We start from the raw sequence: 20,230 nt of genomic DNA, 5'->3' as shown, positions 1-20,230 counted from the left end.
GGCGGTTCGAGTATGGCGGGAGCAGCGAGCGGCGAAGAGGAAAACTACTGGCCGGGCTACGTCGATGCGCTGACCACCATGCTGATGGTGCTCACCTTCGTGATGATGGTGCTCGGCATCGTGGTGTTCACGCTCTCACAGAATGTCTCCAAGAACGTCGTCGCCGGCGTCGCCCAAGCTATGAACATCGATACATCGGCCCTTGACGCGAGAACGCCCGAGGCGCTTCGGCAAGCCGTGATCGAGGCCTTGAAGGAGAAGCTGGCGCACCCGACACAGCCGCCGCCAACTCCGGGCGCGACAGCCCTCGCCCGAGCAGCCGAGCAACCGGCTCCCGTGCCGGAGCCTGCTCGCACGCCCATCGCGCCAGCCCTGCCGACCTTCGCTTCGGGGGCGCCGACGCTTCCTTCAAGTCCCGCGCCGGGACCGACGCCGGCCGACGCCGTCACGCCGGGAGGTCCCCAAATCGCCAGCTTGCCGCTTCGGGATGAGGCCGCATTGCAGGGCGCCGGCCGCGACAAAGTCATCCAGAATGAAGCTCTCCCAACCGAAGCGCCGCGGGAAAAGCCCGCAAGCCTCACCGAGGCTGGCGATGGCCTGAAGATCGTCTTCAAAAATGGCGCGGTCCAGCTCGACCAGATAGGCTCCAACGCGCTCCAGAATTACGCGCGGCTTTTTGAGGCGGGCTCCTTCGTGGTGCGGGCGTCGGCGTTCGTGGCCAACACCGGCGCCACCGACGCAAGGCGCCGCGCCTATTACCGGGCGATGTTGGTGCGCGAGCGCATCATCCAGATCGGCCTGCCCGCCAACCGGATCGTCGTAGAGGTCCGCGATGACGCCACCTCGGACGCCCAGGATCTCGTTCTCGTCATAGGCCGCAACGGGAGCGTGAAATGACGCCCGTTCCCGCCCCTCAGCCGCATAGGCGGACTACTTCATGAAAAGAATCATCCTCGTCCAATTCCTTCGCATCGCGCTGGTTTTCGCGGCCCTTGTCGGATTGGTGCTGTGGCAAAACCACTTCATTATGAGCGGCATCAACTCGAACCCGTACCTCAACACGGTGATCATCGGGGTGTTCGGCTTCGGCGCCATTCTGGCTATCATTAGCCTGTTTGGGCTGCGCAACGACGTGAAAGCCTTCGCGGCGCTCAAAGACATCTACGACGAAATCCAACGCGAGCGGCATGATCCGCATGTCGACCAGCGCCAGCGTCGGCTCAGCCTCTGCCTGACGCCGGGAGTCGTCTACCGTTCGCCCGATCTCCTGGGCCACGTGTTCGATCTGACGCTGGACGAGTTGCTGCGCACCCGGCACATGCGCATCTCCATCGCGACGATGCAGCACCTGCTGAACGCCATCGACACCCGCATGGCCCACCAGCGTTCGCTGATGGGCTACCTGACCGGCCTGAGCGTGTTTCTCGGCCTCATCGGCACCTTCATCGGATTGATGGAAATGGTCGGCTCGGTCGGCGGCATCATCGGCGGGCTTGCCAACGGCGACTCCGCATCGGCGGACTCGATCAAGCGGCTGATCCACGATCTCGAGGCGCCGCTCGTGGGCATGGCCACCGGCTTCTCGTGCTCGCTGTTCGGCTTGTTCGGATCGCTGATGCTGGGCCTGTTCGGCCGGTTCGTGAGCACGGCCGCTCACGGCGTGAAAGAGGAGTTCGAGAGCTGGCTGGCCGGCATCGCGCAGATCGAGACGCGCCAGAGCGAAGGCGCAGGCGGCTCCGACGCCTCCGCGCTGCCGCATGTGGCCGCCATGTCGGGCGATCTCGCGGTCGCCATCGCGCAAGCCGGCGACGCGATTTCGCAGGTCTCGACGACGTTGCGCCGCGTTTCCGAACGCCAAGATTTCCAGGCGGACCTGCTGGAGCGGACGTGCCGCCTGCTGACCCAGGCTGCCGAGAACGACCGTGCGTCGCTGCAGGCCCTGCAACGGACCGAGGCGATGAGCCAGGACGTGGCGGCCCTGCGCGAGGACGTTTCTCGGCATACAGCCGGGCTGCGCATCGCAGTCAACAACGGCTTCGAGCAGATCGCCCGAATGGCGCAGGAGCAGCGGCTGGAAAACCAGGACGCCTTCGCGACGATGGCGAGCTTGCAGGAGCATGGCGCCGCGATTCTACGTCAAGTCCAGGCCGACGCCTCGGCCCGGGCTCTAGAGCCCATGATGGCGGACCAGATCGCCGGCTCGGTGGCGGCCGGCGTCGGCGACCTCGCGAGCGCGCTGGACGGCGTCGTCAGAGAGATTGGACGCGAGCTGGCGCGATTGTCCGAAGAGCAGCGCGCCACCACGATCGCGATGTCGCGTAGCGCCTCGCCTGAGATCACCTCCGAACTGCGCGTGCTCGGCCAATCGCTTCAGGACGGCCTGACGGACGGCCTCACCGAAGTATCGCGGGCCATGGAGCATGCCTTTGCGTCCTTTGTGCTGATCGCCCGACAGCACGCCAACGAACCCCGGGAGCGCTTCGCGCCTCCGGCTGAACGCTCGGCCTGAGGGAAGCCAACCATGCACGCCCGCAACACGTCCATTCTCTCCGCCATCACCCGGCTCTTCGACGGCCAGAGCGCCGTGAAGCGGGCCTACCCGCGAAGCGCTTGCCGCATCGCGGCCCGGCTCGAATTGCCCGAAAAGGCATTCTCGATCGATGGCATGATCATCGAAGCGTCCCGTGGCGGGATCCTGTTTCGCGAGTCCTCGCGCTACATTCTCGACCGGCGCGGCGCCCCTGTGGTGGTGCACCTTCCCGGCCTGGAGATCAAAGGCGACATCGTCAACGTCTCGCCGCTGGGCTACGGCGTGCGCCTGTCCCACCTTATCAGCGAGGAAGCCTTGGGCGAGCTCCTGGCACGCAGGGCGGCCGCCTAGGGCGGGGCGGGACGCAGCCCGGCCCCTTCACTGGCGCAAGGCGTTGTCGCGCAGATTTCGCACCGGCCGCAGCAGCGTCGACAGGATGGTGCGTTTGCCCGAAAGGATGTCGACATCCGCCGTCATCCCGGGCACCACGGGCCGATCGGGACCAAAGCCGCCGCTCTCGGCTTCCAGGCGAACCCGGAAATAGGATTGCCCGCGCTCGTCCTGCAGCGCATCCGGCGAGACTTCGGTAATGCGCCCCTTTAGGCCGCCGTACACCGAGTAGTCGTAGGCGCTGATCTTGACGATGGCGGGCAGCCCGGGCCAAACCTCGGCTCGGTCGGACGGGGAAAGCCGCGCCTCGACCGCGATGGCGGAGTCGACCGGCACCAGCACGGCGAGCGGCTCGCCGGATTTGACCACGCCGCCCACCGTCGAGACGTACAGCTTGTTGACCACCCCGCTCATGGGTGAGATCACGTCCGAGCGCTGGCTCCGATCCTGCAAGGCGAGCGCGCTTTCCTGCAATTTTGCCTGCTGCAAGGCCACCTCGGAGCGCTCTTTCTCAGCGTCCGACGCGAAGCGCAGCGCCGTTTCGCTCCGACGCCGCGTCAGCTCCACCAGAGCGGATTCGGTCCGAGGGATCTCGTGACTGAGATCCGACATGCGGCTTTCGATCTGCTGCAGGGCGCGTTCGCCCTCGAGCAGGTCGTTGGACGACACCGCCCCAAGTTCGGTGAGCCGCCTCAGGCTTTTGACGCGCTGGTTGACGAGATCGCGTTCGCGCACCGTATTGGTCCAGCGTGACCGTAATTCGGAAAGCTCGAGCTGCTTCTGGCGGCTTTGCTCGTCGACAATCGCCATCTGTTCGTTGAGCGTTAGGCGGCGGCTGTCATAAACCGTCTGCTCGCGTTCCGCGAAGGTGCGCGCTGGCCCATCCAGGCCGGTCGGCGGCGTGAACGGCTGGCCATTGGCCTCCGCGGCAAGGCGGGCCAGCTTGACCTCGCGCGCCATGATCTCGAGCTTGGCTTGCTGCAGCTCGGCCCGCGAGAAGCTGTTCTCGATGCGCAACAGCGGCGCACCCTTCTCGACGGTCTCGCCTTCCCGCACCAGGATCTCGGTGAGGATGCCGCCCTCGAAGTGCTGCACGGTCTGGTTCTGGAGCTGGGGGATCACGCGCCCGGACCCTCGCGTGACTTTTTCAAGCGAGGTCAGGCTCGCCCAGGCGATAAAGGATGCGAGGCCAACCGCGCTGGCGCCAACGAAAATGGTCTGGGAGCCCTTGGCGATTCGGTCGGTCTGGCGTGGAAACGGCAGCGGCGCAGCGGCCGGCGTCTTTTGTTTCGAGTCTGTAAGGGCCATCGGCGATCCACGGCTTAACGGAAACGCCACGGTACCGGCCTCGTCTTTACGGATTGTTAAGCATAAAAAAATCAAATCCAAAGAAGGCGGATGCCCATGATGGAGCGGGCCGCGCCGGACGGGACGACGATGCCCTTTTGGACAGGACGGAAAAGCCGAGCCGGCAGGCGCGCGAAGACCCCTGCCGCGACGGCCGAAGACGCTGTAGCGCCTATGGGGGCGCCCGGCGCGGGCGAGCCTGCGCGAGGAACGCTGCTGGGCGACCTGAATGCGGTGGCCGACTCGTGGTTCGGGCAGCGCTGGTTCGATGGACGCAAGCCGAGCGCGGGAGCGACCCCGGAAGAACTCGTCGCGGCCGCGGGGGAACGTGGCATCGAGGTGTCCTTCGCGCAGCGCAGGCTGGCCAGCCTGATCGAGGGCGACTTTCCCTGCGTGATCATGGACAAGGATGGGGCGAGCACGATTCTCACCGGCCGGCCGCTGAAGGACGTTTTTACCTGCAGAACCGCAGGCGTGGACCGGCAAGCGAGCCTTGCGGAGCTCAATGCGCAGCACAGCGGCGTCGTCTTCTTCGTTTCGCCGCAGCGCGACCCTTCGGTCACGGACCCCGCGGCCCCGGCCGAGATGCAATCGACAGAACGCCACGTGAGCCTGCTGCGCATGGTCGTCGATGAAATGCGCCAGCGCCACATGGGACGGCTGTTGCAGGTCTGCGTCGCCGCCCTAGTCAGCAACCTGCTGCTCCTTGCCGTGCCGGTGTTTTCCCAGGCTGTGTATGACCGGGTGATCCCTCATCTCGCCTGGGAGACGCTGTGGGCGCTGGCGATTGGAGTGTGCATCGCGCTCGGCTTCGACCTTGCGCTGCGGATTGTCCGTTTGAAGCTCAGCGACGCGGTCGGGCTCAGCGTTTCGGCAGCCGTTCAGGCGAGGCTTTACGCCCGCATTCTCCGGGCGAAGCTCGATGAGGCGCCCCGCATGGCGGGCGGCGTGCAGACCGGCCTGCGGGAGATCGAGGCGCTGTCGCAACTCCTGCCCGCGCTGCTGGTTTCGGTGCTGGTCGACGTGCCGTTCTTTGCGCTCGCGATGGCGCTGCTCGCCGCGATCGCGGGGCCGGTCGCCTGGATTCCCCTCGTGGCGCTCCTCCCGATCTACGCCATGCAGCTCATGGGCGATGCGCGCGGGCAACGCGCCCTCGAGGCCGCACGCCTGATGGCCACGCAGGCCAATCTCCTGCTGGAGAGCGTGGCCGGGCTCGAAACCGTGAAGATCACGGACGCGGCCGGGCCGCTGACGCGGCGCTGGGAGCGGCTCGTGGACGCGGCCGCCTATGTGGGCCACCTCAATCGTCTGCATGGGGCCGCGTCCGGCATCGTCGCCATGACGGTATCGCAGGCCGCAGTCGTGGTGGGGCTGGTGGTGGGCGTCTACCAGATCGGCGAGAGCGCCATGACGATGGGCGCGCTCACGGCCTCCACCATGCTGATCGGCCGCATGATCTCGCCCGTCAGCGCAATCGGGTCGACCGTACACCGGCTCATGCAGATCCTTCGGTCCACCAAAACCGTGGAGGAAGCCCTCAAGGCTACTCAGGAAAGCGCCGGCGACCCTACGGCCGGGGCCCGCCCGATCCTGGGCGCACTTGCGTTCAAGGACGTCCATTTCACCTATCCGGGCGAGCAGGTCGCGGCGCTGAAAGGGGTGTCGCTCTCCATTGCGCCAGGCGAAAAGGTCGGCTTCGTCGGCCGGGCCGGAAGCGGAAAGAGCACGCTGCTGAAGCTGATGCTGCGCCTCCACGACGCGACGGAAGGCGCGGTGCTGCTGGACGGCCACGACATCAGGCAGGCGTCGCCGGGCGCCCTCCGGCGCCATTTCGGCTTTATGCGCCAGGATTCAGCTCTCTTCGACGACATGCTGCGCAACGCCGTATGCTTCGGGCTGGACGACGTGGATCCGGAGGCGTTCGAAAAGGCCGTGGCGCTATCGGGCGTGGCCGAGTTCGCGGCACGCCATCCCGCCGGCTACGGCATGCGCATTGGCCCGCGCGGCGAGCGGCTCTCGGGCGGAGAGCGGCAATCCGTGATGCTGGCCCGCACGCTGCTCGGCGCGCCAAGGGCGCTGGTGCTGGACGAACCCACCGCCGCCATGGACAACACCATGGAGGTGCGCATCGTGCGCGACCTGCGCGCCGCCATCGGCGACCGCACGCTGATCCTGTCCACCCACCGTGCGCCCATGCTGCAACTGGTGGACCGCCTGGTCTGGATGGACGGTGGCCGCATCGTCGCGGACGGCCCTAAAGACGAAGTGCTCAAGGCCATCGCGGGCGCGAGCGCCGCATAAACACTCGAATGAAAAAGCCCGCGGCGCGAACCGCGGGCTTTGTGTTGCAGCGAAATCTCGGCTTACTTGGCGGGCTTGACGTTCATCGCCAGCGTGTCCTCGTCGGCGCGGGGCACGATGGTGACCTTGCTTTTCTGCATGGCCCAGGCGGTCACCAGCGAGGCGATCGGGAGGCTCGGGCGCTCCTTGGCGACGATGGCGTTGGCTTCTTCCAGCAGCGCCTTGCGCTTGGCGACGTCCATCTCGACGGCGGCGTCGTCGATCAGCTTGTCGAGCGCCGGGTTGCTCCAGCCGCGCACGTTGAACCCGCCCATCTTGGTGGCCGGCGTGTTGGTGTGCATCAGGCCGGCCAGCGTGTAGTTGGCCTCGCCCGTCAGCGTGCCCCAGCCTGACATCGCGAGGCCGTAGTCGCCGCGCTGCTTGGCCGGGAAGAACACCGCGCCCGGGGCGCCATTGGCCTGCGCGTCGATGCCGATGGAGGCCAGCATCTGCGCGATGGTGGCGCCCACCGCGCCGTCGCCGGCCAGACGGTCGTTGGTGTAGCTGAACGTGACCTTGAAACCGTTCGGGTAGCCGGCCTCAGCCAGCAGAGCTTTGGCCTTCTTGGGATCGGACTTCGTCACCTTCAGGCTCTTGTTGAAGCCGAAGATGGTTTCGGTGACGAGCTGCGAGGCGGGCTTGCCCATCCCCTCCATGGCGATCTCGGCCAGCGTCTCGCGGTCAATCGCGAGATCGAAGGCTTCGCGCACCTTCGGGTCGAGGAAGGGGTTCTTGGGCAGCGGCGAGCCGTCCTTGGCGGAGACCATGGCGGGCTTCTCGCGGAAGTCGAACTCGACGTTGAACAGGTAGACGCTGTCAGCCTTGACGACCTTGAGCTTGCTGTCCTTCTCGAGGGTCGGCACGTCGGCGGCGGGCACGCGCGCGATGAGGTCGAGCTGTCCGGCCTTGAGCTGCGCGACGCGGCCGGCGTCGTTGGGGATCTCCTTCCGGATTACCTTCTCCCACGGCTCCTTGCCGCCCCAGTAACCGTCGAAGCGGGCGAGAACCATCTCCTCCTTCGGCGTCCAGGACACGAACTTGTAGGGGCCGGTGCCGACCGTCGCCTTGCCGGAATTGAAGCCCTCGCCGGCCGTGTCCTTGGTCGAGAAGTCCTTGGCGGCCGTGTGCGACACCACGAACAGTCGGATGAAGTCGTTCGGCAGGGTCGGGGCCGGGCCGTCCGTCTTGATCACCAGCGTCAGCGGACCCGGGATCTGGATCTCCTTCACGCGGCGCACATACACGGTGGTGGGGTTCGGGCCCGTGACATTGGGAATGCGCTCGATCGAGAACTTCACGTCCTCGGCGGTGAAGTCCGAGCCGTCGTGAAACTTCACGCCCTTGCGGAGCTTGAACTCCCAGGTCGTGTTGTCGACGGCCTTCCAGCTCTCGGCGAGGCCAGGCTCCAGCGACAGGTCGTCGCCGGACTTCACCAGCGTGTCGAACACGTGCTTCACGGCCTCGGCCTGGACGCCCGTGGCGGTGAAGTGCGGGTCCATGGAGGCGGGGCCGGCGCGCACGCCGATGGTGAGCGTCTGGGCCAGCACGGCGCCGGAGGCCGTGGAGGCGAGCAGCGCCGCGAGCGACAGCGTACGCAAGGTCCGTCCAAATGAAGTCGTCATGTCGGCTTGTCCCCTTCTTGGATCGTGGTTGGCCAGTTCGGCGTGTCGAATACGACTTTGGCGAGCAGCTCGGACAGCATGGAGCGCTCGCCCGGCGTCAGCCGCGACAGCATGGTGCGCTCACGCTCCACCATCACGGGCATGGTTGCGTCAAAGATGCTCCGGCCGGCCGCCGCGATGTTCAACACATAGCTGCGGTGATCGCGCGGGTCGGCGTCACGGCTGATGAGCTTGCGTTTCAGGAGTTGCTGGATGGCGCGGCTGATCGTGGGCTTCGGAAAGCCGCTGGACGCGCAAATGTCGCGCGCCGCGACGCCGCCCTGCAGCCCGAGCGAGTACAGCACCACGAATTCGGGCCGGGTGAGATCAAAGGTCTTCTCGATCCAGCCATAGACCGGGATATTGAAATGCAGGGCCACGTAGTTGATGCGGAAGGAGAACCAGCACGGGTTGCGCCATAGCTTCTGCGCGATCAACGGGTCGAGCCCCGACGGGGTCCCGAGCGGATCGTTCGACAGCGCGTGGAGATGCGGTTCCGGCATGCGTCTCGCGGCGTCCCGGGGCGACGTTGCGTCCGCCCAACTGGTTCACACTGAAACTTGACAGCAGGACGGGGCCTCGTCAATTCTGAAGAACAAGTTCCAAACGGAACCATTTTGCCGACCTTCAGGTCTCTCCTGCGGGCGGCGGTCGCGCGTTCGCGGAGGGGTGATGCACGTCGTCGACCGGAAGCCGATCAGCAGGGAGGCGCGCGTCCGCGAGGGCGATCGCTCGGCATGCTCGGTTTTCTGATCCAGCGAATTTTGCAAGCGGCCCTTGTGGTGCTGGCGATGTCCGCGTTGGTGTTCGCCGGCGTGTTCGCGATCGGCAACCCGATCGATGTGCTGATCTCGCCAGACGCCACGCAGGACATCCGCGCCGCCACGATCGCCAAGTACGGCTTCGACCGGCCGCTTTGGGAGCAATACTTCACCTTCCTGGGCCGGGCGCTGCACGGCGATTTCGGGCAGTCCTTCGTGTACAACATGCCGGTGGGCCGGCTCATCCTGTCGCGCCTGCCCGCCACGCTGGAATTGACGCTGGCGGCAGTGCTGGGCGCGACCCTGCTCGGCGTGCCGCTGGGTATGTATGCCGGCTACCGGCCGCAGAGCCGCTTCTCCAAGGCCGTGATGGCGCTCTCCATCCTGGGCTTCTCGGTGCCCACCTTCTGGGTCGGGCTGGTGCTCATCTTCGCGTTCGCGGTGAACCTCGGCTGGCTGCCGGCCGGCGGGCGGGGCGCGACCGCGCCGCTGTTCGGCGTGGAATGGAGCTTTCTCACCGCCGACGGCCTCCAGCACATGATCCTCCCGGCGATCAACCTGGCGCTGTTCAAATTCGCCTTGATGATCCGCCTCGCCCGGGCCGGCACTCGCGAGGCGATGCTCACCGACACGGTAAAGTTCGCCCGCGCGGCGGGTCTTTCCGAGCGCACCGTGCTGCTGCGCCATGTCCTGCGGCTGATAGCAATTCCGCTCGTCACGGTGTTCGGCCTCGAATTCGGCTCGACTCTCGCCTTCGCGGTGGTGACCGAGACCATCTTTTCCTGGCCCGGCCTCGGCAAGCTCATCATCGACAGCATCACGTCCTTGGACCGGCCCGTGATGGTGGCCTACCTGATGCTGGTCGCTCTGTTCTTCATCGTCATTAACCTGGCGGTGGATCTCTCCTACGCGGCGCTCGACCCGCGGATGCGGAAGGGCCGCGCATGATCGACCGCGCCTCCCCGCTCGCCCGCTTCTTCGGCGAATTCCGCGAAAGCCGCGCCGCCGTGTTCGGCCTTGTCGTGGTCGGCCTGATGATTGGCCTCGCGCTCCTGGCGCCGCTGATCACCCCGCAGGACCCTTATGACCTCGCCAGCCTGACGCTGCGCGACGCGCGCCGCCCGCCCGGCTACGTGGGCACGGCCGGCTTCACGCACTGGCTGGGCACGGACGCGCAGGGCCGCGATCTCCTTTCGGCCATCCTGTATGGCCTACGCATCTCCATCCAGATGGGGCTGGTGGCGGGCGCGATCGGCCTCGTGCTCGGAGCCAGCGTCGGCACCACGGCGGCCTATCTGGGCGGCAGGGTCGAGGCGTTCGTGATGCGCCTCATCGACCTGCAGCTCTCGTTTCCAGCCATCCTGCTCGCCTTCGTGATCGCGGCGCTGCTGGGCCAGGGCAAGTGGCAGCTGGTCGCCGCACTGGTTGCGGCCCAGTACGCCTACTTCGCCCGCACGGCGCACGGCGCGGCAGCGGCAGAGCGGCACAAGGACTATGTCGAGGCGGCGCTCTCGACGCCCCTGCCGGCGCGGCGGGTGGTGTTCCGCCACATTCTGCCGAACGCGCTGCCGCCCCTGATCGTGGTCGCGACCGTGCAGATCGCCAGCGCAATCTCGCTGGAGGCGACGCTGTCATTCCTCGGCGTCGGCCTGCCGCCGACGGAGCCGTCGCTCGGCATGCTGATCGCCAACGGATTCCCGTACATGCTATCCGGCCGCTACTGGATCTCGATCTATCCGGGCGTGGCGCTGATCATCCTGATCTTCGCGGTCAATCTCGTCGGCGACCAGATCCGCGACCAGCTCAATCCGAGGCTGCGGCGATGAGCGCGCCCTTGCTGGACGTCTCCGGGCTGGAAACGCAGTTCCCGACGCGCGACGGCGTCGTCCGGGCGGTGAACGGCGTGTCGTTCACGGTGAATCGCGGCGAGATCCTGGGGCTCGTGGGCGAGTCCGGGTCCGGCAAGAGCGTGACCGGGTTTTCGCTGATCGGCCTTGTGGACGCGCCGGGGCGCATCGCGGCCGGCTCGGTGAAGCTCGATGGGCGCGACATCGTCGGCCTGCCCAATGACGAGTTGCGCGCCATCCGGGGCAAGCGCATCTCGATGGTGTTCCAGGACCCCAGCATGACGCTGAACCCGGTGCTCACCGTTGGCGACCAGATGCTGCTGGCCTTGCGGGCGCACGAGCGCATCTCGGCCGGCGACGGCCGGCGGCGCTGCGTGGCGGCGCTGGAGCAGGTCGGCATCCCGGACCCGGGCCGCCGGCTGGACAGCTACCCGCACCAGTTCTCGGGCGGCATGCGCCAGCGCGTCGCCATCGCGATCGCTCTGTTGCACAAGCCCGACCTCGTGATCGCGGACGAGCCCACCACGGCGCTGGACGTGTCCATCCAGGCGCAGATCCTCACCGAGATGAAGGCGCTGGCGCGCGACACCGGCACGGCGATGATCTGGATCAGCCACGATCTCGCGACCGTGTCGTCCATGGCCGACCGCATCGCGGTGATGTATGCGGGGCGCATCGTCGAGAGCGGACCCACCGCCACGGTGCTGCGCGACCCGCGCCATCCCTACACGCGCGGCCTGCTGGACTCTCTGCCGGCCATCGCGCAGGCCGGCGAGGACCTCGCATCCATCCCCGGCACGACGCCCTCGCTGCTGAAGCTGCCGCCCGGCTGCCCGTTTGCGCCCCGCTGCCCCCGGGCGCAGCCGGTCTGCGCGAACGAGCCGCCTCTCGCGGTGGAGGGCGACCGCACCTTCCTGTGCCATTTTCCGCTCGGGGTGCGCGCATGACCGACGGATTTGTTACGGCGTCGGGCGTGAGCCGGCATTTTACCCCCAGTCTGCCGCTCGGCGAGCGCATCGTGGCGGCCTTCGGCGGCGCGGTGGAGCGACGCTCGGTTCGGGCGGTCGACCAGGTCGATCTGTCGCTACGCAAGGGCGAGGCGCTCGGGCTCGTGGGCGAGTCCGGCTGCGGCAAGACCACGCTCGGACGCATGATCGCCGGCATCCTGCCGCCCAGCGACGGTGCGCTTGCGATCGCGGGCGAGCCCGTGATGACGTGCGGCGCCAGCCCGCGCAAGACCACCACGCGCGTGCAGATGGTGTTCCAGGACCCGTTCGCGTCGCTCGACCCACGCATGCGCATCGGCGACGCGCTGGCGGAAGGGCCGATTCACCATGGCCTCGTCAGCAAGGCGGGCGCGGTGGCGTATGTGCGCGATTGGCTCGGGCAGGTCGGCTTGGAGCCGGACTACGTCAGCCGCTATCCGCACCAGTTCTCGGGTGGCCAGCGCCAGCGCGTCGCCATCGCGCGGGCGCTCGCGATGCGGCCGGACGTGCTCGTGTGCGACGAGCCGGTGGCGTCGCTCGACGTGTCCATCCAGGCGCAGATCATCAACCTGTTCCTGAAGCTGCGGCGCGAGCTCGATCTCACACTGCTGTTCATCTCGCATGACCTTGGGGTCGTGCGGCACCTCTGCGACCGGGTTGCGATCATGTATCTTGGCCGCATCGTCGAGGAGGGGCCGACCCACGAGGTCTACGCCGATCCGCGCCACCCCTACACGCAGGCGCTGCTCGACAGCGTGCCGAAGCTGGTGCTGGAGGAGGGCGCGGAAGTGCGCTTCAAACCCATCCAGGGCGAACTCCCCTCCCCCCTGGCGCCGCCGCCCGGCTGCCACTTCCACCTGCGCTGCCCTTTTGCGGCCGAGCGGTGCGCCGTGGAGCGCCCGACGTTGCGCCCCGTCGCCACCGGACGACGTGCGGCGTGCCACTTCGCGAAGACTGACTTGAACATCATTACGGGAAGTTCGTCATCCCCTGCCGTCATTGCGAGCGGAGCGAAGCAATCCAGCTAACGGCCGGGCCTTGAGGCTGGATTGCTTCGCCTTCGGCTCGCAATGAGGGCTGGGGATGAGAGACAGAGAACACGAGGAGACGCCCATGGAACCGTGGCAGTGGCCGGAAGAGACCTGGCGCCAGAAGGTCGGCAAGGTGCGGGCGGGCCGGGCGCTGAAGCCGGCGGCCTGGAAAGGCGGCGCGCGCTGCGCGGTGGCGCTCTCCTTCGACAGCGACCATGAAACCAACGAGCTGCGCGACGGCGGCGAATCTATCGGCGCAATGTCGCGCGGCGAATACGGCTCGCGGGTCGGCGTGCCGCGCATTCTCGATATTCTCGGGCGCGAGAGCGTGCCGGCGACCTTTTTCGTGCCGGCTGTTTCAGCGCTGCTGCACCCGGACGAACAGCGGCGCGTGATCGCGGAAGGCCATGAGATCGGCCTGCATGGCTGGATTCATGAGCTCAACACCAAGGTGCCGGCGGACGCCGAGCGCGACCTGCACTTCCGCGCCGCCGATACGCTGGAGAAGATCACCGGCGTGCGGCCCGTGGGCATGCGCACGCCCTCCTGGGACTTCTCGCAGGAGACGCTGAAAATCGAGCGTGAGCTCGGCCTGCTTTACGATTCCTCCCTGATGGCGGACGACGACGCCTACGAGATCCTGGAAGACGGGGAGCCGACTGGCATCGTCGAGTTGCCGGTGGAGTGGGTGCGCGACGATGCGGTCTATTTCAACATGAACCGCTTCACGGCGCTTCGGCCCTACACGCCGCCCACGGCCGTGCTCGACATCTTCAAGCGCGAGTTCGACCGGGCGTATCGGGACGGCGGCCTGTTCCTGCTCACCATGCATCCGCACGTGATCACCTACCGTTCGCGGATCTGGATCCTCGAGGAGCTGATCACCTATATTAAGGGCCACGCGGGCGCCTGGTTCGCCACGCATGCGGACGTGGCGCGCTTCGCCCGCGACAACGCCGCCTGACGTGGGCCCGGCGCTCTCTCCCGCTCGCGCACTCGGCTGGACCTTCGGGGCGCAGCCCACAGGCGCGCGCAACAGCATCGCGGACGTGCCCGGCGTCACGGTCGGCCACGTCACGCTGCTGGACGGCGACCTGCGCACCGGCGTGACGGCCGTGCTGCCGCATGGCGGCGACCTGTTTCGCGAGAAGGTTCCCGGGGCCGTGCACGTGATCAACGGCTTCGGCAAGAGCGTCGGGCTGATGCAGGTGGAGGAGCTGGGCGAGATCGAGACGCCGATCCTGCTCACCAACACGTTCGGGGTGGGCGCCTGCGCGGATGCGCTGATCCGCGACGCGATCGGCCGCAATCCCGCCATCGGCCGGCGCACCTCGACGGTGAACGCGCTCGTGGGCGAGTGCAACGACGGGTATCTCAGCAACATCCAGGCGCTAGCGGTGACGCAGGAGCACGCGCTGGCGGCGATCGCCGCCGCCGCGCCAGACTTCGCGCGGGGCTCGGTGGGCGCCGGGACCGGCATGAGCGCCTTCGGGTTCAAGGGCGGGGTCGGCACGGCCTCGCGCCGGCTGGATCTGGAGGGCGGCCCGGTCCATCTCGGCGTCCTGACGCTCGCCAATTTCGGCCGGGCGGGGGACCTCGTGCTCCCGGACGGAAGCCGCGCGCCGACACCCTCCTCCGCGACAAGTCCCGAGCGTGGCTCCGTCATCATCATCGTGGCGACGGACCTGCCGCTCGACCATCGCCAACTCACCCGCGCCATCCGGCGCGCGGGCGTCGGGCTCGCACGGCTCGGCTCGTTCTGGGGCCATGGCAGCGGCGACGTAGCGATCGGGTTCACGACGGCGTGGCGCATTCGGCATGACGAGGCGCGCGACGTCGTGCCGATCGCGATGCTGGCGGAGAGGCGCATGGACACGGTGTTCGAGGCCGTGGCGGGCGCGACGCAGGAAGCCGTGCTGGATGCGATGCTGTCGAGCCCCGCGATGACGGGCCGCGACGGCCATGACCGACCTTCCCTGGCCGAAGCCCTTTCGGCGAACAAACCCTAGGAGAGCACCATGGCACGGCCGGCGATCGCCATTCACGGAGGCTGCGGCGTCATGGCCCAGCTCGACCTCTCCGAGGCCGAGTGGAGCGCCGCGCGCGAGGACCTCGCCCGTGCGCTGCGGGCCGGGTGGGCGAAGCTGCAAAACGGCGGCACGGCCGTGGACGCCGTCGAGGCGGCCGTGATGGTCATGGAGGACTCGCCGCAGTTCAACGCCGGCCATGGCGCCGCCTTCAATGCGGCGGGCGAGAACGAGCTGGATTCGTCCATCATGGACGGCGCGACGCTGGCGGCCGGCGCGGTGTGCGCAGCACGGCGCATCCGCAACCCGGTCAGCGCCGCCCGGGCGCTGATGGAGCGCGGCGACAGCGTGATGCTCACCGGCCAGGCGGCGGACCGCTTCGCCGAGGAGGCGGGCCTGCGCGTCGTCGATCCCTCCTATTTCGGCACGGAGCGTCGCCGCAAGGCGCTCGCCTCCATGCAGGCGCGCGCCAAGGCGGGCACGACGCTGACTGCAAGCGAAGCCGAGAAGCACGGCACCGTCGGAGCGGTGGCGCTGGACGCCGCCGGCCATCTGGCGGCCGCGACCTCGACGGGCGGCTTCACGAACAAGCCGGTGGGACGCATCGGCGACAGCCCAATCATCGGCGCCGGAACCTATGCGCGCGACGGCGCCTGCGCGGTGTCGGGCACCGGCAAGGGCGAGGTGTTCATCCGCCACGTGCTGGCGCACGAGATCGCGAGCCGCATGGCGTATCTGGGCGAAAGCCTGGATGCGGCGGCCGAGCAGGTCGTGATGCGCGACCTTGCGCCCTACGGGGTCGGCGCCGGGCTGGTTGCGATCGACGCCGAGGGCCGCATCGCCGCGCCCTTCAACACCGACGGCATGTTCCGGGGCTGGATCGACCGGGATGGCCGCTTGGCCGTCGCCACGCACGCCGAGGTGTTCGAGCTCGGCGCCGCGTAGGCGCGGCGATGGTCAGTAGCTGATCTGCGCCACGCTCCGGAGCACGTCCGGCGTGGTGCTGGGGAAGCCGAAGAACTCGAGGTAGGCCGGAATTTGCTCGAAGAGCATGTCGGTTCCGACCTGGTATTCGCAGCCGCGCGCACGGGCGGCGGCCAGAAAGGGCGTGATCTCCTGCTTCATCACGACCTCGCCGACGAAGGTCGAGGGCGCGAGACGTTCAACGTCCACCGGCAGCGCATCGCCGGCGTTCATGCCCAGCGGCGAGGCGTTGACGACGATGTCGCAACCGGCTGGATCGCGCGATCCAACCGTGACGGCAATCTTGGGGTAGTGTTCGCGCAGGCGGGTCGCCAGCGCCTCGGCGGCGGCGGGGTTCACGTCGAAAAGGCCAAGCGCGCCCGCGCCGGCCGCCGCAAGCGACGCCGCGATGGCGCAGCCGACGCCCCCTGCGCCGATCACCAGGACCCGGGCTCCCGCTACGGCGCGTCCCTTGCGCAGCACGCCCCGAACGAAGCCCTCGCCGTCGAACATGTCACCGAGCAGCGTACCGTCGGGCCGCAATAGCACGGCATTGCACGCGCCCGCGATGCGGGCCGTGGTCGAGACTTCGTCGACGAGGCCGACGGTGGTGACCTTGTGCGGCATGGTGATCAACGCGCCGCGCAGGTTGGTGAAGCCCCGCAGCGCCGCCAGCGTGCCGGGATAGCCCTCGGCCTTGACGCCCATCGGGACCACCACGGCGTTGACGCCGATGCTCTCGAAATAGGGATTGTAGATCAGCGGCGCCTTGAACGTGCTCGTCGGGTAGCCGATGTGCGCGATCAGCACCGTATCGCCGTTGATCATGCGGCCGGGGCCTTCTTCTCATCGATCAGCTTGGCGACGCGCCTGAGCGCGAGCTGGTAGCCTTGCGTGCCCAGGCCCGCGATCACGCCGTCGGCGCGCAGGGACACGTAGGAGTGGTGCCGGAAGGCCTCGCGCTTGTGGACGTTGGAGATGTGCACCTCGATCACGGGCGCGTCGAAGGTGTTCAGCGCATCGAGGATCGCCACCGAGGTATGCGTGAAGGCGGCAGGGTTGATGACGATGCCGCCCGCCGTCTCGCGCGCCTCGTGAACCCAGTCGATGATCTCGTACTCGCGGTTGCTCTGGTGAAAGCGCAGCTCCAGACCGAGTTCGCCCGCGAGCTTGCGGCAGTCGGCCTCCACGTCGGCCAGCGTCTCGTGGCCATAGATATGCGGCTGGCGCTTGCCGAGAAGGTTCAGGTTGGGACCGTTCAGAACGTAAACGAGGCGGCTCATGGGCGTTTTCCGTCAGGGAGGCGTCGAAGGATTAGTGGCCGAGAATCTCGCCCAGGAACTTGCGCGTGCGCTCGTGCTTGGGCGCCTTGAAGAACTCGGCCGGATGGCCTTCCTCCACGATGGCGCCGCCCGCCATGAAGATCACGCGGTCGGCGACCTGGCGGGCGAAGCCCATTTCGTGGGTGACGCAGATCATCGTCATGCCGTCTTCGGCCAGGGAGATCATGGTGTCGAGCACTTCCTTGACCATCTCGGGGTCGAGCGCCGAGGTGGGCTCGTCGAAGAGCATCACCTTCGGCTTCATGCAGAGCGCCCGGGCGATGGCGACACGCTGCTGCTGGCCACCCGACAGCTGCGCCGGGAATTTGTCGGCCTGGTCGAGGATCTTCACGCGATCGAGCAGGCGGCGCGCCACCGCTTCGGCCTGCGCCTTCCCCAGGCCGCGCGAGCGCATGGGGGCGAGCGTGCAGTTCTGCATCACGGTGAGATGGGGAAACAGGTTGAATTGCTGGAACACCATCCCGACCTCGCGGCGCACCGCGTCGATGGTTTTGCGGTCGTCGCCGAGCAGCGTACCGTCGACGCGGATCTCGCCGGCCGAATAGGGCTCCAGGTGGTTGATGCAGCGGATCAACGTGGACTTGCCTGAGCCGGACGGCCCGCAGAGCACGATCTTCTCGCCGGATGCGACCGTGAGGTTGATGTCCGTGAGCGCCTTGTAGTCGCCGTACCATTTCTCGACGCCGCGCATTGCGATCATCGGCTGAGCGGAGGCGGGCGCGGGTGAGGCGTTTGCGGCGGCCATGGCGAATTCCGTTCCTGCTAGCGGGACGCGGCCGCGAAGCGGCGCTCCAGGTGGGCGCCGTAGAGCGACAGCGGCCAGCACATGACGAAGTAGAGGGCCCCCACCACCGCAAACACGAGGAGCGGCTTGAACGTCTGGTTGGAGACGATGTTGCCCGCCCGGGCGAGTTCGGTGAAGCCCACGATGGCAGCGAGCGACGTGCCCTTGATGAGCTGCACCAGGAAGCCCACCGTGGCGGGCAGCGAGATGCGGAAGGCCTGCGGGAGAACGACGTCCTTCATGCGCGACACGTAGTGCAGGCTCAGCGCGTTCGCGGCTTCCGTCTGGCCGCGCGGCACGGCCTGGATGGAGCCGCGCCAAATCTCTCCCAGGAAGGCGCTGGCATGGAGCGTGAAGCCGATCGAGACAGCCACCCAGGCGTCGAGCTTCAGGCCGATCAGCGCCAGTCCGTAATAGACGACGAACAACTGCATCAGCAGCGGCGTGCCCTGGAACAGGCCGATATAGCCCGCCGTCACGCGCTCGAGCAGCGGCTGGCCGGAGGTGCGCGCCAACGCGACCGCGAGGCCGAAGACGCCGCCGCCGATGAAGCCGACCAGCGAGAGCGCCACGGTCCATTGCAGGCCGCGCAGCAGAAAGGCGAACTCATTCCAGCCCATCGCGTCGCCCTCACTTCACCGGGTAGCTGAAATAGCGGCGCGAGATCTGGTCGAAGACCCTCATCAGCAGCCACGACATCACGAGGTAGAACACCGTGATGGTCCCGTAGACCTCAAAGCTGCGGAACGTATTCGACTCGATCTGCTGCGCCACGGAGGTCAGTTCGTAGGCGGAGATCGCCGAGGCCACGCTCGTGGTGAGCGTGAGCAGCACGAACTGGCTCGTCAGGGACGGAAAGATGGCCCGCAGCGCCGGCTTCAGGACGATGAGCCGGAAGACCTGCGCCTTGTGCAGGCCGAGCGCCAGGCCCGCCTCGATCTGGCCCTTGCCGATGGACTGCACGCCGCCCCGGATAATCTCGATCGCGTAGGCGCCGCCGTTGATCCCGAGCGCCAGGATCGCGGTCGGAGTCGGATCGAGCCGGAGGCCGATCAGCGGCAGGGCGAAGAAGATAAAGAAGATCTGCACCAGAAACGGCGTGTTGCGGATCAACTCCACGAAGGCCATCACGGCCCAACGCGCTGGCTTGAAGCGGCTGTCGCGCAGCATGACGCCGCCGACCCCGATCACTATGGCGAGCAGCATGCCGCTGACTGCGAGCCCGATCGTGCCAAGGCACGCCCAGAGCAGGGACGGCAACGCATCCCAGACGACGCTGAAATCGAGTTGATAGCCCACGTTTCCACCCATTCTGCAGCGCCGCCCGTGTTCGGGTCCGATGGCGCTGCTCTGGCGTCCCCGAAAGGCGCCGTTTTTATGGTTTCGCGACGTTGTACTAACTGGTACATTTAGTCAACGCGAAAATGAACCAGTCAGTACAAAGCTGGCGCGAGGCCGGGGTGCGGCCTCGGAGGGGACGCGAGGATGACCACCACAGCCAAGCCGGCGACCCGCGCGCAGGACCCCGAGGGCGTCCGCCGCAACATCCTGGAGGTCGCCAGCCGCGAATTCGCGGAGCATGGCTACAGTGGTGCGCGCGTGGATGAGATCGCCGCCAAGACCGACACCAGCAAGCGGATGATCTACTACTATTTCAAGGACAAGGAGGGCTTGTTCGTCGCCGCCCTGGAGGCCGCCTATGCGACCATGCGGCAGGTCGAGCGCGAACTGAACCTGACCGGACTGGGCCCCGCGGATGCGCTACGCCGCCTGACGGAGTTCACCTTCGACTACCAGAACGGCCATCCCTGGTTCGTCCGCCTGATCATCGTGGAGAACATCCACAACGGTGAGCATCTGGCGAAATCCGCCAAAATTCAGAAGCTGAACCTGTCCATCATCGAGATGCTGCGGGACGTCTACGATCGCGGCGTTCGAGAGGGCGTGTTTAGGGCGGGTCTCGACATCATCGACCTTCACATGACGATCAGCGCGCTGGCGATCTTCAACGTGTCGCACCGCGCGACCTTCTCGCGCATTTTCCGGGTCGCGATGGACACCCCTGAGGCGCTCGCCCGGCGCCGCGCGGTCGCGGCCGACACGGTGCTGCGCTACGTGCTTCGCGAGCCGGACCCTTCCGCCTAGCCGGCATGCGGTTTGACGGGTGGACGCGCCGCCGCCGGGCCGTCATCCTGCCGGGGCGCAAGCGCCCGTCCGTCC

At 67.4% G+C, this 20,230-nt stretch carries 20 protein-coding genes; 12 read left to right on the top strand and 8 right to left on the bottom strand.

The window, feature by feature from the left end; all coding sequences use genetic code 11:
• The first annotated feature begins 12 nt into the window (after nucleotides 1–12).
• From IEV99_RS03795 to IEV99_RS03785, 3 genes are read left to right on the top strand one after another with little or no spacing between them, the layout of a single operon-like run.
• Entirely contained in the window at nucleotides 13–897 is an 885-nt protein-coding gene (locus IEV99_RS03795) for a hypothetical protein (RefSeq protein WP_188516374.1), read from the top strand.
• Between the two features lie 40 nt (nucleotides 898–937).
• On the top strand, nucleotides 938–2,509 hold the full coding sequence (locus IEV99_RS03790; protein WP_188516373.1) for a hypothetical protein: 1,572 nt from the start codon (nucleotides 938–940) through the stop codon (nucleotides 2,507–2,509).
• A gap of 12 nt (nucleotides 2,510–2,521) precedes the next feature.
• A complete protein-coding gene (locus tag IEV99_RS03785) occupies nucleotides 2,522–2,881 on the top strand; it encodes a PilZ domain-containing protein (protein WP_188516372.1) in 360 nt (119 codons plus the stop codon).
• Between the two features lie 27 nt (nucleotides 2,882–2,908).
• Here IEV99_RS03785 and IEV99_RS03780 read toward each other — a convergent pair whose 3' ends face one another.
• Nucleotides 2,909–4,309, bottom strand: coding sequence for an HlyD family type I secretion periplasmic adaptor subunit (locus tag IEV99_RS03780; protein ID WP_194483063.1), 1,401 nt, complete (start codon nucleotides 4,307–4,309; stop codon nucleotides 2,909–2,911).
• Between the two features lie 132 nt (nucleotides 4,310–4,441).
• Between IEV99_RS03780 and IEV99_RS03775 the strand changes: the two genes are divergently transcribed.
• Complete coding sequence (locus tag IEV99_RS03775) at nucleotides 4,442–6,568, top strand: ATP-binding cassette domain-containing protein (RefSeq protein ID WP_194483062.1); 2,127 nt, start codon at nucleotides 4,442–4,444, stop codon at nucleotides 6,566–6,568.
• Between the two features lie 62 nt (nucleotides 6,569–6,630).
• On the opposite strand, the gene IEV99_RS03770 is transcribed toward IEV99_RS03775, so the two are convergent.
• Both IEV99_RS03770 and IEV99_RS03765 read right to left on the bottom strand, forming a co-directional pair.
• On the bottom strand, nucleotides 6,631–8,229 hold the full coding sequence (locus IEV99_RS03770) for an ABC transporter substrate-binding protein (protein WP_188516369.1): 1,599 nt from the start codon (nucleotides 8,227–8,229) through the stop codon (nucleotides 6,631–6,633).
• The gene (locus IEV99_RS03765) at nucleotides 8,226–8,771 is read right to left on the bottom strand and encodes a MarR family winged helix-turn-helix transcriptional regulator (RefSeq protein ID WP_188516368.1); all 546 of its coding nucleotides are present in this window, start codon (nucleotides 8,769–8,771) and stop codon (nucleotides 8,226–8,228) included. The genes IEV99_RS03770 and IEV99_RS03765 overlap by 4 nt, the downstream gene beginning before the upstream one ends.
• A 234-nt stretch (nucleotides 8,772–9,005) precedes the next feature.
• On the opposite strand from IEV99_RS03765, the gene IEV99_RS03760 reads away from it, so the two are divergent.
• From IEV99_RS03760 to IEV99_RS03730, 7 genes are all read left to right on the top strand, one after another.
• Nucleotides 9,006–9,977 (top strand): ABC transporter permease, encoded by a 972-nt coding sequence (locus IEV99_RS03760; RefSeq protein ID WP_188516367.1) that lies wholly within the window; start codon nucleotides 9,006–9,008, stop codon nucleotides 9,975–9,977.
• Nucleotides 9,974–10,855 (top strand): ABC transporter permease, encoded by an 882-nt coding sequence (locus tag IEV99_RS03755; RefSeq protein ID WP_188516366.1) that lies wholly within the window; start codon nucleotides 9,974–9,976, stop codon nucleotides 10,853–10,855. Before IEV99_RS03760 ends, IEV99_RS03755 begins: the two co-directional genes overlap by 4 nt.
• Nucleotides 10,852–11,823 carry an ABC transporter ATP-binding protein gene (locus IEV99_RS03750; RefSeq protein ID WP_188516365.1) on the top strand — a complete coding sequence of 324 codons (972 nt, stop codon included), beginning with the start codon at nucleotides 10,852–10,854 and terminating at the stop codon, nucleotides 11,821–11,823. Before IEV99_RS03755 ends, IEV99_RS03750 begins: the two co-directional genes overlap by 4 nt.
• Nucleotides 11,820–12,890, top strand: a complete 1,071-nt coding sequence (locus tag IEV99_RS03745) for an ABC transporter ATP-binding protein (RefSeq protein ID WP_188516364.1) — start codon at nucleotides 11,820–11,822, stop codon at nucleotides 12,888–12,890. The genes IEV99_RS03750 and IEV99_RS03745 overlap by 4 nt, the downstream gene beginning before the upstream one ends.
• An 85-nt stretch (nucleotides 12,891–12,975) precedes the next feature.
• The gene (locus IEV99_RS03740) at nucleotides 12,976–13,857 is read left to right on the top strand and encodes a polysaccharide deacetylase family protein (RefSeq protein ID WP_188516363.1); all 882 of its coding nucleotides are present in this window, start codon (nucleotides 12,976–12,978) and stop codon (nucleotides 13,855–13,857) included.
• The gene (locus IEV99_RS03735) at nucleotides 13,817–14,902 is read left to right on the top strand and encodes a DmpA family aminopeptidase (protein ID WP_188516362.1); all 1,086 of its coding nucleotides are present in this window, start codon (nucleotides 13,817–13,819) and stop codon (nucleotides 14,900–14,902) included. Before IEV99_RS03740 ends, IEV99_RS03735 begins: the two co-directional genes overlap by 41 nt.
• Before the next feature lie 9 nt (nucleotides 14,903–14,911).
• Nucleotides 14,912–15,865, top strand: a complete 954-nt coding sequence (locus tag IEV99_RS03730; RefSeq protein WP_188516361.1) for an isoaspartyl peptidase/L-asparaginase family protein — start codon at nucleotides 14,912–14,914, stop codon at nucleotides 15,863–15,865.
• Nucleotides 15,866–15,877: 12 nt separating this feature from the next.
• Here IEV99_RS03730 and IEV99_RS03725 read toward each other — a convergent pair whose 3' ends face one another.
• The 5 genes from IEV99_RS03725 to IEV99_RS03705 all read right to left on the bottom strand — a co-directional run bounded on the left by IEV99_RS03725 (nucleotide 15,878) and on the right by IEV99_RS03705 (nucleotide 19,309).
• Nucleotides 15,878–16,711 carry a shikimate dehydrogenase family protein gene (locus tag IEV99_RS03725; RefSeq protein ID WP_188516360.1) on the bottom strand — a complete coding sequence of 278 codons (834 nt, stop codon included), beginning with the start codon at nucleotides 16,709–16,711 and terminating at the stop codon, nucleotides 15,878–15,880.
• Nucleotides 16,708–17,166 (bottom strand): type II 3-dehydroquinate dehydratase, encoded by a 459-nt coding sequence (gene aroQ / locus IEV99_RS03720; RefSeq protein ID WP_188516359.1) that lies wholly within the window; start codon nucleotides 17,164–17,166, stop codon nucleotides 16,708–16,710. The genes IEV99_RS03725 and aroQ overlap by 4 nt, the downstream gene beginning before the upstream one ends.
• A 31-nt stretch (nucleotides 17,167–17,197) precedes the next feature.
• The gene (locus IEV99_RS03715) at nucleotides 17,198–17,926 is read right to left on the bottom strand and encodes an amino acid ABC transporter ATP-binding protein (protein WP_188517639.1); all 729 of its coding nucleotides are present in this window, start codon (nucleotides 17,924–17,926) and stop codon (nucleotides 17,198–17,200) included.
• A gap of 62 nt (nucleotides 17,927–17,988) precedes the next feature.
• Nucleotides 17,989–18,630 (bottom strand): amino acid ABC transporter permease, encoded by a 642-nt coding sequence (locus IEV99_RS03710; protein WP_188516358.1) that lies wholly within the window; start codon nucleotides 18,628–18,630, stop codon nucleotides 17,989–17,991.
• 10 nt (nucleotides 18,631–18,640) lie between these two features.
• Nucleotides 18,641–19,309: an amino acid ABC transporter permease gene (locus tag IEV99_RS03705; protein WP_188517638.1), complete on the bottom strand. Its 669-nt coding sequence runs from the start codon at nucleotides 19,307–19,309 to the stop codon at nucleotides 18,641–18,643.
• Between the two features lie 186 nt (nucleotides 19,310–19,495).
• Between IEV99_RS03705 and IEV99_RS03700 the strand changes: the two genes are divergently transcribed.
• On the top strand, nucleotides 19,496–20,155 hold the full coding sequence (locus IEV99_RS03700; RefSeq protein ID WP_210318615.1) for a TetR/AcrR family transcriptional regulator: 660 nt from the start codon (nucleotides 19,496–19,498) through the stop codon (nucleotides 20,153–20,155).
• Nucleotides 20,156–20,230 lie beyond the last annotated feature (75 nt).

Source organism: Alsobacter metallidurans, from assembly GCF_014636935.1.
GTDB lineage: Bacteria > Pseudomonadota > Alphaproteobacteria > Rhizobiales > Beijerinckiaceae > Alsobacter > Alsobacter metallidurans.
Note: the sequence above shows the minus strand (reverse complement) of the source record. Positions and strands in the feature narration are given on the sequence as shown.